The following is a 15,067-nucleotide window of genomic DNA, read 5'->3' on the forward strand; positions in this document are numbered from 1 at the left end:
GTACCGGGCGAACCGGCCGTGGAGGGGCACCGTGGGGATCGAGAGCGACCAGTTGGTCTACGACTATCTGAGCCGGGTCGGCGACGTGGCCCAGCAACGGCAGCTGCCGGCGAGCGACCGGATGCGGCTGGTGTCGACGCTGCGGAACGAGATCGACCGGCGCCGCGCCACGCACGGCGAGGAGAGCCCGTCGGCGGTACGCGGCATCCTCGGCGCGCTCGGCACGCCGGACGAGGTGGTGGAACGGGCGGGCGGTTCGGGCGCGCCGCCGCCGGCGCTGCCGAAGCCCCGCGAGGAAGAACCAGGGCCGAGGACGGCCGAACCGGAGTGGTGGCGAACCGAGACCACTGACGCCACCGACGCCGCCGACGCCGCCGAGGCCATCGACGCCACCGACGTCGCCGGGGGCCTGACGGGCTTCGTCGGCGGCATCGAACGCCCGGACCTCTTCACACCACCGGCCCCCGAAGCGGCGGAGGAGGGCACCGGGGCCGGGGACGATCCGGCGCCGGTGAAACGCCGCCGCCTCGCCCGCGTCCTGGCCCGCCGCCGAAGGCCCGAACCGGAAGCGGCCGCGCCGGTGTCCCGCCCTCGCCTCGCGAACCCCTTCGTGCTGCTCGCCGCGCTCCTCCTGCTCGGCGGCGCCGTCTTCAGCTCCCTGGCGGCCCTGGCCGCGGGCTGGCTCCTCGCGTACGCCTCACGCCGCCTCACCCCCGGCGAGGTCAAGACGGCCGTCCTGGTGATCCCGGGCCTCGCCGCCGCGTCGGGCGCCGTCTGGCTGTGGGGCCGCGTCGAGGGCCGCTGGGGTACGCCGGTGGGGGCGGGGGGCGAGGCGATGGGCGCGGCGATCTCGGAGACCTGGCCCTGGACCCTCCGCGGCGCGGCGATCGCCTCGGCCCTCTTCCTCCTCTGGCGCACCCGCCGCCACTGACCCCACTATGGCCGGGCGCCGCCCCGCCCACCCCGTTGCGGGCACGCACTCCGCTGGACGTTGCCCGCACGGGGGTGGGGCGGGCCCGGGGCGGTTGCCCGCACGGGCCCGGGCGGGGGTCCGGTGCAGCGGGACGGGTGCCCACACGGGGGCGCGGGCCCGGCGGGCCGCACGCGGTCGCGGGACGCCCCCACGGCTCAGCCCGGCACCGCCCCCGGCAGGTCCGCGTGCCACGGCGCCCCCGGCACCACCAGCGGCGACCCCGTCACCGGGTCCGGGACGACGACCGACGTCAGCCCGAAGACGTCCCGTACGAGCTCCTCCGTGACGATCGACCCCGGCGGCCCCTCCGCGACCACCCGCCCCGCCTTCATGGCGACCAGGTGGTCGGCGTACCGGGCCGCCTGGTTCAGGTCGTGGAGGACGAGGACGACCGTGCGGCCGCGCAGCCGGTTGAGGCGGCGGACCAGGTCGAGGACCTCCACCTGGTGGGAGATGTCCAGGTAGGTGGTGGGCTCGTCGAGGAGCAGCAGGTCCGTCTCCTGCGCGAGCGCCATCGCGATCCACACCCGCTGCCGCTGCCCGCCCGACAGCGCGTCGACGGACCGGTCGGCGAGCGCGGCGACGTCCGTGCGTTCCATGGCGTCGGCGACGGCCCGTTCGTCCTCCTCCGACCACTGCTTCCACCAGGCCTGGTGGGGCTGGCGGCCGCGCGAGACGAGGTCGGCGACGGTGATCGCCTCGGGCGCCACCGGCGTCTGCGGCAGCAGCCCGATGGAGCGGGCGATCCGCTTCGTCGGCAGCTTCGCCAGCTCCTCCCCGTCGAGCAGCACCGCGCCGCCGGCCGGCTTGAGCAGCCGCCCGAGCGCCCGCAGCGTCGTGGACTTGCCACACGCGTTCGGGCCGACGATCACCGTCACCTTGCCGTCGGGGATCGCGAGGTCGAGCTCGTGGACGACGGTGCGGTCCTCGTAGGCGAGCGTCAGCTCGCGGGCCTGCAGTCTGCTCACGCCTTACCTCCAACAGCTCGGCTCCGGACGATGAGCCAGATCAGATACGGGGCGCCGACCGCCGCCGTGAGGACTCCCACCGGCAGTTCGACGGGGGAGAGGAGCCGCCGGCCGAGCAGGTCGGCGAGGACGACGACCGCGGCGCCGGCCAGCGCGGAGCAGAGCAGCGGGATCTGCGCGGTCCGCGTCATGCGGCGGGCGATCTGCGGGGCGAGGAGCGCCACGAAGTCGACCGGTCCCGCGACGCCCGTCGCCACGGACGCGAGGACGACGCCGACGGCGACGAGCCCGAGCCGGACCCCGCCGAGCCGTACGCCGAGCGCGGTCGCCGTGTCGTCGTCGAGGGACACGGTCCGCTGGGCGCGGGCCGCCCACAGCACGGCGGGCAGCATGAGGAGCAGCGTCCAGCGGATGGGCGCGGACTCGTCCCAGCCGCGTCCGTTGAGGGAGCCGGTCATCCAGATCTGGGCCTGCTGGGCGACGAGGTAGTCGCCCTTGGTCATGAAGAGGGTGGTGAGCGACCGCAGGGCGATCGCGAACCCGATCCCGATGAGGACGAACCGCGTGGCGTGCAGCCCGCCGCGCCACGCGAAGACGTACACCAGCGCGGCGGCGAGGACGCCCCCGCCGATCGAGAGGTACGGCAGGACGGTGTACGAGGTGAGCCCGAAGGTCATCGCGGCGACGGTGACGGCCCCGGCGCCCTGGCTGATGCCGATGATGTCGGGGCTGGCCAGCGGGTTGCGGGCGACGGTCTGGATGAGGGCGCCGGCGACACCGAAGGCGGCGCCGACGGCGAGGGCGACGACGAGCCGGGGCTCGCGCAGCTCCTCCACGACGAACGCCGAGGGCGACGGCTGTCCGAGCAGGATCCGTACGACCTCGGAGGGGCCGACGAACCGTTCGCCGACGCAGAGGTACGCGACGGAGGCCGCGGCCAGGAGCAGCAGCAGGCCGGAGGCGACGAGGGCGGAGCGCCGGTGGAGCAGGAAGGAGGCGCGTCCGGCGCGCACGATCCCGTACCCGGCGGGCCTCAGGGGGGTAGCGGTCGCGGCGGTCGCAGAGGTCGCAGCGGTCTCGGCGGTCACGCGGGCACCGCCTTCCGGCGTACGAGGGTGACCAGGAAAGGAACGCCGATCAGCGCGGTCATCACCCCGGCCGGCACCTCGCCCGGCGGGAACACGATCCGTCCGGCGACATCGGCCACGAGCAGCATCACGGGACCGATGACCGCGGCCATCGGCAGGACCCAGCGGTGGTCGGAGCCGACGACCGCCCGCGCGATGTGCGGGACGGCGAGGCCGACGAACGCGACCGGCCCGGCGGCGGCGACGGCCGCTCCGGTGAGGACGGTCGCGCCGATCCCGCCGACGATCCGCACGGTCGCGACCCGCTGCCCGAGCCCCTTGGCGACGTCCTCGCCGAGCGCGAGCGCGTCGAGCCCGCGTGCCACGGAGACGACGAGGAGGGCGCCGAGCAGCAGGAAGGGCCAGATCTGGCCGACGATCTGGGCGTCGCGCCCGTCGAGCGAGCCGATCTGCCAGAACCGGAACTCGTCGAGCGCGGAGGCCCTGGTGGTGAGGATGCCGGTGGTGACGGAGAGCAGCAGCGCGTTGATCGCGGCGCCGCCGAGCGCCAGTTTCACGGGCGTGGCACCGCCGCGCCCGCCGGAGGCGACGGCGTGGACGGCGACGGCGGCGAGCGCGGCGCCGGCGAAGGCGAACCACACGTATCCGGTGAGGCTGTGCACGCCGAAGAAGGCGATGGCGAGGACGACGCCGACGGAGGAGCCCTGGCTGATGCCGAGGATGCCGGGGTCGGCGATCGGGTTGCGGGTGATGCCCTGGAGGGCGGTGCCGGCGAGGGCGAGCGCGGCGCCGACCATCAGCCCGATGAGGGTGCGGGGGACGCGCAGCTGCCGTACGACCTCGGCGTCGGGGCTCGTGCCGCCGTGCAGCAGGGCGTCGAGGACCGTGGACGGGGCGATGGCGCGGGCGCCGACGGCGAGGCTGAGGAGGACGGCGAGGAGCAGGGCGACGAGAGCCGCCGAGGTCGCGAGGACCCGTCTGGTACGGAAAGCGGCTGGCATCAGGACCCATCGGGTGGTGCGTCGGGCGGTGCGAGGTTCGGTAAGGCTTGGCTCAGTGTAAGCAGCACCGAGATTCGAACATCAGAGCCCGATGTCCCCCAGAATGGCCACCATGCATACCCCGCCCTCCGCCCCCGCGTCCCCGCTCACCGTCGGCTTCGACCTCGACCTGACGCTGATCGACACCCGCCCCGGCATCAAGGCGGCCTGGGAGGCCTTCGCGGTCGAGACCGGCGCCGTGATCGACGCGGACCTCGTCGTGACCCGCCTCGGCCCGCCCCTCGAACACGAGATGGCGTACTGGTTCCCCGAGGAGCACGTCCCGGAGATGGTGACCCGCTACCGGGCGCTCTACCCCACGTACGCCATCGAGCCCTCGCACCCGATGCCGGGCGCCAGGGACGCGATCGACGCCGTACGCGAGGCCGGCGGCCGCACGATCGTCGTCACCGCGAAGAACGGCCCGCACGCCGAGCTGCACCTCGCGCACCTCGGCATCGCACCCGACGCGGTCGCCGGCGGCCTGTGGGCCGAGGGCAAGGCGGAGGCCCTGCGCGCCCACGGCGCCCGGGTGTACGTGGGGGACCACGTCGGCGACGTGCGCGGCGCCATGACGGCGGGTGCCCTGTCGGTGGCCGTGGCCACCGGCCCCTGCGCGGCCGAGGAACTGAAGGAGGCCGGCGCGGACGTGGTCCTGCAGGACCTGACGGACTTCCGTCCCTGGTGGGAGGGCTACCTGGCCTGAACCGGTGCGGCGGCCCCGCCCCGGGCCTGCCGCCGCTGGGCGGCGATCGACCGCAGCACGCCGGCGGCGGCGACCGCGAACCCGACCCCCATCAGCATGGAGACGGTGTACGCGACGGTGGGGAACGGCTCGGTGCCGAGGAACAGCGGAGCCACGGTGACCAGCGTCGCCACGGCGCCGACGGCGAAGAGGATCACACCGGCCTTGACGAGGCCGTCGCCCGGAGCGCTGTCGTTCGCCGGTGCGGCGGGGGTTTCACTACGCATCCGGCCAGGGTAGTTCCCAGGCCACAGGAACACACCGGCGACGTCTTGTCACCGGCTTCCGGACCACTAGCCTTGGTGCCGGCGGGTCGGCCGACCCGCTGTTTGCCATACCCATCGACGAGTACGAGGACGAGGACAGACGTGCCTACCGGCAAGGTCAAATGGTTCAACAGTGAGAAGGGCTTCGGCTTTCTCTCCCGTGACGACGGCGGCGACGTCTTCGTCCACTCGTCGGTGCTCCCTGCCGGAGTCGACGCACTGAAGCCGGGTCAGCGGGTGGAGTTCGGGGTCGTCGCCGGTCAGCGCGGCGACCAGGCGCTGTCCGTCGCCATCCTCGATCCGACCCCGTCCGTCGCCGCGGCGCAGCGCCGTAAGCCCGACGAACTGGCGTCCATCGTGCAGGACCTGACGACGCTCCTGGAGAACATCACGCCGGCCCTCGAGCGCGGCCGCTATCCGGAGAAGACCCAGGGCAAGAAGATCGCGGGCCTGCTGCGGGCGGTCGCCGACCAGCTCGACGTATAGGTCCGGTCACCTGGTCGGGCTGTCGAGCCCGGCTACGGGAACGAGAGCGCGTCCGGGCCGAGGGGCGGTACGAGTCCCTCGGCCGCGGCGCGCGTGAGCAGCCCGCGGACCGCCGCGTAGCCGTGCTCGCCGAGGTCGGCCGTGAACTCGTTGACGTAGAGACCGATGTGCTGGTCGGCCACCTTCGGATCCATCTCCTGCGCGTGCTCCAGGACGTACGGCCGGGAGGCGGCCGGGTCGTCCCAGGCCATCCGTACCGAGGCGCGGACGGACTCGGCGAGCCGTTCCAGCGTCTCGGCGCCGAGCGAGCGGCGGGCGACGATCGCGCCGAGCGGGATCGGGAGCCCGGTCGTGGACTCCCAGTGCTCGCCCATGTCGGCGAGGCGGTGCAGGCCGTAGTTCCGGTACGTGAAGCGGGCCTCGTGGATGACGAGCCCCGCGTCGACCTTGCCGTCGCGCACGGCGGGCATGATCTCGTGGAACGGCATCACGACGACCTCTCCGACGCCGCCCGGCACGGTCTCGGCCGCCCACAGCCGGAACAGCAGGTACGCGGTGGAGCGCTCGCTCGGCACCGCGACCGTCTTCCCGGCCAGGTCGGCGCCCGTCCCCTCGTCCCGTGTCAGGACCAGCGGGCCGCAGCCGCGGCCCAGGGCGCCGCCGCAGGGCAGCAGCGCGTACTCGTCGAGGATCCACGGCAGCACGGCGTACGACACCTTCAGGACGTCATGGGTGTCGGTGCCGCTCTCCGCCCAGCCGTTGGTGACGTCGATGTCGGCGAAGGTCACGTCGAGGCGGGGGGCGCCGGGGACGCGGCCGTGGGCCCAGGCGTCGAAGACGAAGGTGTCGTTCGGGCAGGGCGAGTAGGCGATCTTCAGCTTGGTCACGACGGCTCCAGCTCCAGCTTGGTCACGACGGCTCCAGCTCCACGAAGACGGTCTTGCCGAGCAGCCCGAAGGCGTGCCCCAGCGATTCCAGGGCCTCACCGATGCGCCAGGCGGCGCGGTCGCGGGGGCCGACGGCGTTCGACACGGCCCGGATCTCCACGACGGGTACGCCGTACGCGGCGGCGGCCTCGGCGACGCCGAAGCCCTCCATCGCCTCGGCCGCGGCCCCGGGGTGGCGTTCCGCGAGCTCGGCGGCGCGCCCGGCGGTGCCGGTGACGGTCGAGACGGTGAGCACGGGCCCGACGTGGTGGGGCAGGCCCCCGGCGGCCAGGGCGGCGGCGATACGGCCGGTCAGGGCGGCCGGCACGGTGTGCGTGGACCGCCCGAAGCCGAGCTCCTCGACGGCGAGGTAGCCGTCGGGGGTCTGGGCGCCGAGGTCGGCGGCGACGAGGGACGCCGAGACGACGACGGATCCGACCGGCGCGCGGGAGGTGAATCCGCCGGCGATCCCGGCGGAGACGATCAGGTCGTAGGGGCCGTCCGTACCGGCCTGGGTCAGTGAGGCGTACGCGAGTGCCGTCGCCGTCGCGGCGGCCACGGCGGCCGGTCCGACCCCGCCGACGAGCACGTCGACGCGTACGTGTGCGGCCCCGTCCTCCGCCCCGCCGGTGTGGCGGCGCAGGACGAGGCCCCCCGGCAGCGGGAGGAGCTCGGGGCCGCCGAGGCCGAGGCCGGCGGTGACGGAGTCCGCCTCCGCCGCCACGGCCGTCACGATCAGGATCCGGTGGAGCACCGGAGGATCAGGATTCCTTCTTCAGCTGGAAGTGCCAGACACCGGTCAGCTCCTTGCCGGTGTTCTCGACGATGGTCACCTGGGAGTTGTCGGTGGTCTCGCCGGGCTGGGTCTGGCTGGAGAAGAAGGCGCTGGCCGGAATGGTCCGGTACGTCTTCTTGTACGGCTCGGGCTCGGCCTGCTGGCCGCCGAGGAAGATCGTCCAGCCGTTGTCCGCGATCTCGGGGTCCACCCCGAAGCGGATCTTGTCGTCCATCGCCACGGTGATGGACTTCTCGGCCTTCTTGTTGAGGCACTGCTGGATCTGGGACTCCTTGATCGCCTTGCCGTCGTTGTAGCAGGCGGCTTCGGAGTTGATCGAGTCGGAGCCGACCGTCAGGGTCGCGATCGGAGTCGGCTTGTCGCAGGCGGAGAGTACGAGGAGCCCGGCGGAGACGGCCCCGAGGGCGACGGCGGCCCGGCGGCGCGAGCCGGAGAAGAACGCAACGGTCATGAGCCGAAGGCTATCGGGCCGTCGCGTCCGCGCCACGCGGGGGTACGGCGTGCCGCCCTCCGAGACGCGGCACCTACGCCACCGGGGCCTCCGGGCCTTACGCCACCCGGGCCCCGGTCCCTATGCCACCCGGGCCTTCGGACGGTCCTTGGAGCCCGGCCGGCGGCGGGCCGCCGCGAGCAGGCCGCGGACCGAGAGGAGCGCGCCCAGGGCGAGGAACCCGGCCGCGACGGCCATGCCCAGGGTCCCGTTCAGCGGCAGCGCGATCCCGATCGCGCCGCCCACCACCCACGCCATCTGCAGGGCCGTCTCCGAGCGGGCGAACGCCGAGGTCCGCACCACCTCCGGCACGTCCCGCTGGATCAGCGCGTCCAGGGACAGCTTCGACAGGGCCTGGGTGAGACCCGCGACCGCCCCCAGGACGGCCACCATCACCCCGCCGAAGAACACCGCCGCGCAGACCGCCGTACCGCAGACCACGCTGATCATCGTGGCGATGATCACCTCGGGCCCGTGGCCCCGGTCCCGGAGCAGCGAGCCGACCGCCGTACCGCACGCGTTGCCCACGCCCGCCGCCACGCCCACGATCCCGAGGGAGACGGCGGCGCTCTGCCCCGACAACGGGTGCTCGCGCAGCAGGAACGCCAGGAAGAAGATCAGGAAACCCGACAGCATGCGCTGCGCCGCGTTCGCCTCCAGGCCGTGCAGGACCGAAGGTCCCACCGTCCGCAGGCTCGGTTTCTTCTCGCCGTGCGTCAGCAGGTGCGCCCGCCGCTCGCCCTTCGCCGAGTCCACCTTCGGCGGCATCCGCAGCGCCCAGAACGCCCCGAGCAGGAACAGCGCACACGCCCCGTACAGCGGCCAGCCCGGCCCGATCATCTGCAACCCCACCCCGGCGGGCGCCGCGATCCCCGTCGCGAGCAGCCCGGCCAGGGTCACCCGCGAGTTCGCCTTCACCAGCGAGAACCCCGGTGGGAGCAACCGCGGCACGACCGCGCTGCGCACCACCCCGTACGCCTTCGAGGCCACCAGGACCCCGAGCGCCGCCGGGTACAGCTGGATGCCGCCGGTGGCGACCAGCGTCGACATCATGATCGCGAGGACCGCGCGGGTCAGCATCGCGCCGGCCATCGCCGCCCGCCGCCCGTGCGGGATCCGGTCCAGGAGCGGACCGATCACCGGGGCGAGGAGCGTGAACGGGGCCATCGTGACGGCGAGGTAGAGGGCGACGCGCCCGCGGGCCTCGTCGGTCGGCACGGAGAAGAAGACGGTGGACGCGAGGGCGACGGTGATCATGACGTCCCCGGCACCGTTCACGGCGTGCAGCTCGATCAGCTTCCCGAGCCCCGACTCACCCGCGCCGTGCGCGTGCGTGGCCTTCCTGATGCCCTTCGCGGTCCCGGTGAAGGGCAGGTGCAGGGCACGCCCCACCGACCGGCCCGCTCGGCTGAGCGGTCCGGCATGATCTTCGGATCGTGCGGGGGACCGTGCGGCTGCCACTCCGTCATAGTGCCCCACCGGCACGCCGGACGAACCGTCGGCGCGGCGGCGGAGGCCCTCCGGAACGTCCGGAGCGCCCCGGAACATCCGTCCCCGACGCCTCCCGCCGTCCGTCCCGGATCCCTTTCGCCGTCCGCCCCTGACGCCTTCCGCCATCTCTCCAGCACCCCTTCCGCCGTTTCTTCCGGACCTCCCGTCATCTCTCCCGGACCCCTCCCGGCATCCCTCCCGCGCCCCTCGGCATCCGTCCCCGGCGCCTCCCGAACCCCTTCCGCCGCCCCTCCCGAACCCCTCCCGCCGCTCCTCCCGCACCCCTTCCGCCGTCCGCGATCCGGGCCACTTGGGGCGGGCATGTGGGCTGAGGCCCGCGAACGGGGTAGCGTGCGTAGCGCGTCACCGGCGGAAGCTCCCGGCCGCGCGCCTCTTCGGCATCCCGCAGAATGGATGGCGATAGGTGTGCCCGAGACACGCGAGACAAGTCGGGTGCGCGGACGTCGATGCGGCCCCCAGGTCCGCTCCGCCCGCCGCCCGTGGCTTCGCTCCCGCCCCTCGGCCGGCGCACCCGTGAGACGGCGTAGGAGAGAAGCGAGACCTGTGAGTGCTGCGACGACGCGAAGCGGTACCCCGCGTACCCCGCGAGCCACGCGTACCCCCGACCGCCTGTGCGCCGAGGCCGTAGACCTCGCGCGGGAGGCCGCCGAGGAGGCGGCCGCCCCCGGCATCGTCGGCGCACACGTCGGGGTGGTTGCCGAGGGTGACCGCGTCGTCACCCACTACTTCGAGTCCAAGGAACCCGGCTACCGGGGCTGGCGCTGGGCGGTGACCGTCACCCGCGCCTCCCGCGCCAAGAACGTCACGCTTGACGAAACCGTCCTGCTGCCCGGCTCCGACGCCCTCCTCGCGCCCGAGTGGGTGCCGTGGAGCGAGCGCCTGCGCCCCGGCGACATGGGCCCCGGCGACCTCCTCCCCACCGAGCAGGACGACCTGCGCCTGGAGCCCGGCTACACGGGCGAGGACGCGCCGCCGCCGAACTCCATCCTCTCGGAGGAGCTGGAGGAGCACCTCGACACCGAGGACGCCGAGATCGTGTCCCGTACCCCCGTCCGGGGGACGGTCGCCGCGGTCGCCGAGGAGCTCGGCATGCGCCGGGCCCGGGTCCTCTCCCGGTACGGCCTGCACGTGGCGGCCGACCGCTGGGACGAGGCCTTCGGCGCCCGTACGCCGATGGCCCAGGCGGCCCCGGCCTCCTGCGAGTCCTGCGCCTTCCTGGTGCCGCTCGCCGGCTCCCTGAAGCAGGCGTTCGGCGTCTGCGCCAACGAGTTCTCCCCGGCCGACGGCCGGGTCGTCTCCCTCGCGTACGGCTGCGGCGGCCACTCGGAGGCCGCGATCATGCCGAAGCCGCCGCGGCCCGCGCCGCCGGTCTTCGACTCGACGGCCGTGGACGCCTTCCCCCTCCGCCCGGCCAAGGACTCCGGCTCGACGACGGAACCGGACGAGACCTTCGAGGACCTGGGGCACTCGTAGGGCCGGCCCTCCGCCCGCCGGGGCGCTGAAGGGCCGGAACCCGGAAGCGGAGCCCGCCGGGCACCGGCCCCAGGGGCGGGGCGCCGACGTGCCCTGTCAGCAGGGCAGGGGCGGCGCGCGGTACCTTTCGGGCCCCGGGACTCAGGGTCCCGGGACCGCACCCCCCCGCAGAGTGGAGTCAGACGTGAGCGTCAGCGTCCGGACGACGACCGACGGAACCGACCCCTTCGGCACCGCACGGCTCCGGCGGGGCGTGCTCGACGCCTGGGGCGCCTCGCCCGCCCGGTTCCGCGAGGACGCCAACGCCGAGGAGGACCTCGCCCTCGGCGGCTACCGCGACCGCCTCGTCGTCGAACTCGCCCAGAACGCCGCCGACGCCGCCCACCGCGCCGGCGTCACCGGCCGCCTCCGCCTCACCCTGCACCCCGCCGACCACGAGGGCCCCGCGGTCCTCGCCGCCGCCAACACCGGCGCCCCGCTGGACGCCGCCGGCGTGGAGTCGCTGTCCACGCTCCGCGCCTCCGCCAAGCGCGAGCAGACCCACGGCGCCGTCGGCCGCTTCGGCGTCGGCTTCGCCGCCGTCCTCGCGGTGACCGACGAACCCGCCGTCCTCGGCCGGCACGGCGGCGTCCGCTGGTCCCTCGCCGAAGCCCGCGAACTCGCCGCGGAGGCCGCCCGGTACAGCCCCGGCCTCGGCGACGAACTGCGCCGCCGCGACGGCCACGTACCCCTCCTGCGCCTCCCCCTCCCCGCCGAGGGCAGCGCCCCCGACGGCTACGACACGGTCGTCGTCCTCCCCCTCCGCGACGCCGCCGCCCGCGACCTCGCCGAACGGCTCCTCTCCTCCGTCGACGACGCCCTGCTCCTCACCCTCCCCGGCCTCGCCGAACTCGTCGTCGAGACGGCGGAGGGCGTACGGACCCTCCGTCGCTCCGACGACGACGGCTACGTCCGCATCGACGACACGGCCACCGACACGGCCACCGGCGCCACCGCCGCCACCGGCACCCACCGCTGGCGGACCGTCTCCCACGGTGGACCGCTCGACGCCGGACTGCTCAAGGACCGCCCGGTCGAGGAGCGGCTCCGCCCCCACTGGTCCGTCACCTGGGCCGTACCCGTGGACGCCGAAGGAGCTCCGCTCCACCCCCGTACGAGCCCCGTCGTGCACGCCCCCACGCCCACCGACGAGCCGCTCGGCCTCCCCGCCCTCCTCATCGCGTCCCTGCCCCTCGACACCGCGCGGCGGCACCCGGCACCCGGACCGCTCACCGACTTCCTGGTGCAGCGCGCCGCCGACGCGTACGCCGAACTCCTCGCCGACTGGCAGCCGGTGACGACCGCCACCCTCGGCCTCGTCCCCGGCCGGCTCGGCAAGGGCCCCCTCGACGGGGCGCTGCGCGAGGCGGTCCTCGACCGGCTGCCGAGGGTCGCGTTCCTGGCGCCCGCCGCCCCGTCCGAGGAACTCCCGGCGCTCCGACCGATCGAGGCCGAGGTCGTGGAGGGCGCGGGCGCGGAGACGGTCGACGTCCTCGCGGAGGTCTTCCCGACGCTCCTCCCGGCCGGTCTGGAACGGCGGCCGGAACTCCGCACGCTCGGCGTCGGCCGGGTCCCCCTCACCGAGGCGATCGACCGCCTCGCCGGGGTGGACCGGCCCCCGACGTGGTGGTGGCGGCTCTACGACTCCCTCGCCGGCGTCGACCCGGACCGCCTGACGGGCCTCCCGGTCCCGCTGGCGGCGCCGGACCAGGAGGAGGGAGCCCGGATCCGTACGGCGATCGGCCCCCGCCAGGTCCTCCTGCCGCAGGACCGCACCCCCGCCGAACTGACCAGGCTCGGCCTGAAGGTGGCCCACCCCGAGGCCGCCCACCCGCTCCTGGAGAAGCTCGGCGCCCTGCCCGCCACGCCCCGCGCGGTCCTGACGACCCCGCAGGTACGGGCGGCGGTCGCGGCCTCCCTCGACGCGGGCGAGATCTGGGACGAGGACGCGCTGGACGCGGAGGAGCTGGCCGACACGGTCCTCGCCCTCGTCCGGGACGCGGAACTCGACCCCGGTGACGAGCCCTGGCTCGGCGCGCTCGCCCTCCCCGACGAGGACGGCGAACTCTCCCCCGCGGCCGAACTGGTCCTCCCCGGCTCCCCCTTCGCCGCCGTCATGCGCGAGGACGAACTCGCCCACGTCGACGCCGACCTGGCCGCCCGCTGGGGCGAACAGCCCCTCGCCGCCTGCGGGGTCCTCGCGAACTTCGCCCTCGTCCGCGCCACCGACCTGCTCCTCGACCCGGACGAGGTCGAACCCCGCGAGGGCGACTACCCGGAGCCGGACGACGCCGGACTCCTCGACGCGGTCGACGTGTGGTGCGAGGACGTCCTCGACCGGCTGCCGGAGTCGCCGGTGCCACCGGTGGCGACGGAGATCGTGGCCGTACGGGACCTGGACCTCGTCGACGACGAGTCCTGGCCGCAGGCCCTTTCCCTCCTCGCGCAGCCCCCGCTCCGTGACGCCCTCACCCAGCCCGTACGCGTCCTCCTCCCGGACGGCACGACGGAGACGGTCCGCTCGTACACGGCGTGGTGGCTCCGCGACCACCCGGTCCTGGACGGCCGCCGCCCGGCGGGACTGCGCGCGGCGGGCTCCGACCCCCTCCTGATCGGCCTGTACGACTCCGCCGACGCGACCGGCTTCGAGGACGAACAGGTCCTCCGGGCCCTGGGCGTCCGCACCTCGGTGGCGGCGTTGCTGGACGAGCCGGGCGGCGCGGCGGAACTCCTGACCCGCCTGGCGGACCCGGACCGCGAGGTGTCGGCCACCCAACTCCACGCCCTGTACACGGCCCTGGCCGACCTGGACCCCGACCAGGTGACGCTCCCCGACGAACTGCGGGCGGTCGTGGACGGCACCCTCGTCGTCGTCGACGCGTCGGAGGCCCTGGTGGCCGACGCCCCGGACCTCCTGCCCCTGACGGGGGGCCTGCCGCTGCTCCCGGTGTCCCCGTCACGCGCGGCGGACCTGGCGGAGCTGTTCCAGGTGCGGCGGCTGAGCGAGGCCGTGGAGGCGCAGGTCACGACAGTGGGCGAGGAGCACGAGGTCCCGCCGTCGGTCCACGCCCTCCTGGGCCCGTCGACGCCGGCCTCGTACATCGAGCACGAGGAACTCCACGCGGGCGGAGCGGAACTCGACTGGCGCCGCACCCCGGACGGCGTCGTCCACGCCTCCACCCTGGAGGGCGTGGCGGCCGGCCTGGCCTGGTCGGCCGGCCAGTGGCCCCGCCGCTTCGAGGTGGCGGCCCTCCTGGAGGACCCGTCGAGGACGACGGAACTGGCGAGGGACCGCTGGTTCGACTGACGGGGCGGCCCGGGTCCGCCGCGGGGCGAACTCGGGCGTGCGAAACGGAAGGATGAGGTGGTTCCCCCCGTTTGACTCGACAGAACCGTCCGCAGTCGGCGTTCGTCGTTCATACAGAGAGGGAACCGCCGTGAAGGTAGAGATCTGGTCGGACATCACCTGCCCCTGGTGCTACGTCGCCCAGGCCCGGTTCGAGAAGGCGCTGGCCGTCTTCCCGCACCGGGACTCCGTCGAAGTGGTGCACAAGTCGTACGAGTTGGAGCCGGGGCGGGCCAAGGGCGACGTGGAGCCCATCATCAAGGTGCTCATGAAGGGGAAGGGGTGGTCCGAGGCGCAGGCGCTCGCCAACGAGCGGAACCTCACCGTCCAGTCCCTCGGCGAGGGGCTGCCGTACGTCGCCGGGCGTGACCACGGGAGCACCTTCCACATCCATCGGCTGCTGCACTTCGCCAAGGCCCGCGGCAAGCAGCACGAGCTCGTGAAGGCGCTCTACCGGGCCAACTTCGCCGAGGAGGAGTCGATCTTCGCCGACGACGAGCGGCTCGTCGCGCTCGCTGCCGAGGTCGGGCTCGACGCCGACGCCGCCCGGGGCGTGCTCGCAGCCCCGAACGCCTACGCCGACGACGTCCGCGCCGACGAGCGCGAGGCTTCCCAGCTCGGGGTCGCCGGCGTGCCGTTCTTCGCCTTCGACCGGCAGTACGGCGTTTCCGGCGCCCAGTCCACCGAGGCTTTCACCCGGGCGCTCACCCAGGCCTGGGGCGACCGTTCCCCCCTCCGGGCCGTCGACGGCGCCGACGACGCCCATGCGTGCGGACCGGACGGGTGCCCTGTCCCGCACTGAGGCGGCACAAGCGCACAGGGGCGGCCCTCCACCCCCTGCGGGGCCCCGACCAGCGGGTGGTGGGGCGTGGACACCGAGCCCAGGACGGTGGAGAGAAAGAAAAAAGCACCCAACCCC

The 15,067-nt window shown here is 74.4% G+C and carries 14 protein-coding genes; 6 read left to right on the plus strand and 8 right to left on the minus strand.

Annotation, left to right across the window (positions count from 1 at the left end):
• Positions 1 to 31: 31 nt before the first annotated feature.
• On the plus strand, positions 32 to 931 hold the full coding sequence (locus ACFWUY_RS31175; protein WP_384117479.1) for a hypothetical protein: 900 nt from the start codon (positions 32 to 34) through the stop codon (positions 929 to 931).
• A 197-nt stretch (positions 932 to 1,128) separates the two neighbouring features.
• Here the strand turns inward: ACFWUY_RS31175 and ACFWUY_RS31180 are convergent, their stop codons facing one another.
• From ACFWUY_RS31180 to ACFWUY_RS31190, 3 genes are read right to left on the minus strand one after another with little or no spacing between them, the layout of a single operon-like run.
• A complete protein-coding gene (locus ACFWUY_RS31180; RefSeq protein ID WP_384117482.1) occupies positions 1,129 to 1,941 on the minus strand; it encodes an ABC transporter ATP-binding protein in 813 nt (270 codons plus the stop codon).
• Positions 1,938 to 3,029, minus strand: a complete 1,092-nt coding sequence (locus ACFWUY_RS31185; protein ID WP_384117485.1) for a FecCD family ABC transporter permease — start codon at positions 3,027 to 3,029, stop codon at positions 1,938 to 1,940. Before ACFWUY_RS31185 ends, ACFWUY_RS31180 begins: the two co-directional genes overlap by 4 nt.
• Positions 3,026 to 4,030 carry a FecCD family ABC transporter permease gene (locus tag ACFWUY_RS31190; protein WP_384117488.1) on the minus strand — a complete coding sequence of 335 codons (1,005 nt, stop codon included), beginning with the start codon at positions 4,028 to 4,030 and terminating at the stop codon, positions 3,026 to 3,028. Before ACFWUY_RS31190 ends, ACFWUY_RS31185 begins: the two co-directional genes overlap by 4 nt.
• 112 nt (positions 4,031 to 4,142) lie before the next feature.
• On the opposite strand from ACFWUY_RS31190, the gene ACFWUY_RS31195 reads away from it, so the two are divergent.
• Entirely contained in the window at positions 4,143 to 4,775 is a 633-nt protein-coding gene (locus ACFWUY_RS31195) for an HAD family hydrolase (RefSeq protein WP_384117491.1), read from the plus strand.
• Here ACFWUY_RS31195 and ACFWUY_RS31200 read toward each other — a convergent pair.
• The gene (locus ACFWUY_RS31200; protein ID WP_384117494.1) at positions 4,763 to 5,041 is read right to left on the minus strand and encodes a hypothetical protein; all 279 of its coding nucleotides are present in this window, start codon (positions 5,039 to 5,041) and stop codon (positions 4,763 to 4,765) included. The genes ACFWUY_RS31195 and ACFWUY_RS31200 overlap by 13 nt on opposite strands.
• Before the next feature lie 141 nt (positions 5,042 to 5,182).
• Between ACFWUY_RS31200 and ACFWUY_RS31205 the strand changes: the two genes are divergently transcribed.
• The gene (locus tag ACFWUY_RS31205; RefSeq protein WP_033211384.1) at positions 5,183 to 5,566 is read left to right on the plus strand and encodes a cold-shock protein; all 384 of its coding nucleotides are present in this window, start codon (positions 5,183 to 5,185) and stop codon (positions 5,564 to 5,566) included.
• Positions 5,567 to 5,598: 32 nt separating this feature from the next.
• On the opposite strand, the gene ACFWUY_RS31210 is transcribed toward ACFWUY_RS31205, so the two are convergent.
• The 4 genes from ACFWUY_RS31210 to ACFWUY_RS31225 form a co-directional block, all read right to left on the minus strand.
• Positions 5,599 to 6,453, minus strand: a complete 855-nt coding sequence (locus ACFWUY_RS31210) for a 1,4-dihydroxy-6-naphthoate synthase (RefSeq protein ID WP_384117497.1) — start codon at positions 6,451 to 6,453, stop codon at positions 5,599 to 5,601.
• A gap of 22 nt (positions 6,454 to 6,475) precedes the next feature.
• Entirely contained in the window at positions 6,476 to 7,246 is a 771-nt protein-coding gene (locus tag ACFWUY_RS31215; protein ID WP_384117498.1) for a futalosine hydrolase, read from the minus strand.
• Positions 7,247 to 7,253: 7 nt separating this feature from the next.
• Positions 7,254 to 7,739, minus strand: a complete 486-nt coding sequence (locus ACFWUY_RS31220) for a DUF2771 domain-containing protein (RefSeq protein ID WP_384117501.1) — start codon at positions 7,737 to 7,739, stop codon at positions 7,254 to 7,256.
• A gap of 120 nt (positions 7,740 to 7,859) precedes the next feature.
• The gene (locus ACFWUY_RS31225; RefSeq protein ID WP_384117503.1) at positions 7,860 to 9,239 is read right to left on the minus strand and encodes an MFS transporter; all 1,380 of its coding nucleotides are present in this window, start codon (positions 9,237 to 9,239) and stop codon (positions 7,860 to 7,862) included.
• A gap of 594 nt (positions 9,240 to 9,833) precedes the next feature.
• Between ACFWUY_RS31225 and ACFWUY_RS31230 the strand changes: the two genes are divergently transcribed.
• The 3 genes from ACFWUY_RS31230 (at position 9,834) to ACFWUY_RS31240 (ending at position 14,950) form a co-directional block, all read left to right on the plus strand.
• A complete protein-coding gene (locus ACFWUY_RS31230; RefSeq protein ID WP_384117506.1) occupies positions 9,834 to 10,763 on the plus strand; it encodes a DUF3027 domain-containing protein in 930 nt (309 codons plus the stop codon).
• A gap of 172 nt (positions 10,764 to 10,935) precedes the next feature.
• A complete protein-coding gene (locus ACFWUY_RS31235; protein ID WP_384117509.1) occupies positions 10,936 to 14,109 on the plus strand; it encodes a sacsin N-terminal ATP-binding-like domain-containing protein in 3,174 nt (1,057 codons plus the stop codon).
• Positions 14,110 to 14,239: 130 nt separating this feature from the next.
• Positions 14,240 to 14,950 carry a DsbA family oxidoreductase gene (locus ACFWUY_RS31240; protein WP_384117512.1) on the plus strand — a complete coding sequence of 237 codons (711 nt, stop codon included), beginning with the start codon at positions 14,240 to 14,242 and terminating at the stop codon, positions 14,948 to 14,950.
• Positions 14,951 to 15,067 lie beyond the last annotated feature (117 nt).

This window comes from Streptomyces sp. NPDC058664, assembly GCF_042716635.1.
Classification (GTDB): domain Bacteria; phylum Actinomycetota; class Actinomycetes; order Streptomycetales; family Streptomycetaceae; genus Streptomyces.

Excerpts from the sequence above, each read along its gene's own strand:
- ACFWUY_RS31200 (WP_384117494.1), bottom strand. The coding sequence starts at position 5,041 with ATGCGTAGTGAAACCCCCGCCGCACCGGCGAACGACAGCGCTCCGGGC.
- ACFWUY_RS31190 (WP_384117488.1), bottom strand. The coding sequence starts at position 4,030 with ATGCCAGCCGCTTTCCGTACCAGACGGGTCCTCGCGACCTCGGCGGCT.
- ACFWUY_RS31195 (WP_384117491.1), top strand. The coding sequence starts at position 4,143 with ATGCATACCCCGCCCTCCGCCCCCGCGTCCCCGCTCACCGTCGGCTTC.
- ACFWUY_RS31220 (WP_384117501.1), bottom strand. The coding sequence starts at position 7,739 with ATGACCGTTGCGTTCTTCTCCGGCTCGCGCCGCCGGGCCGCCGTCGCC.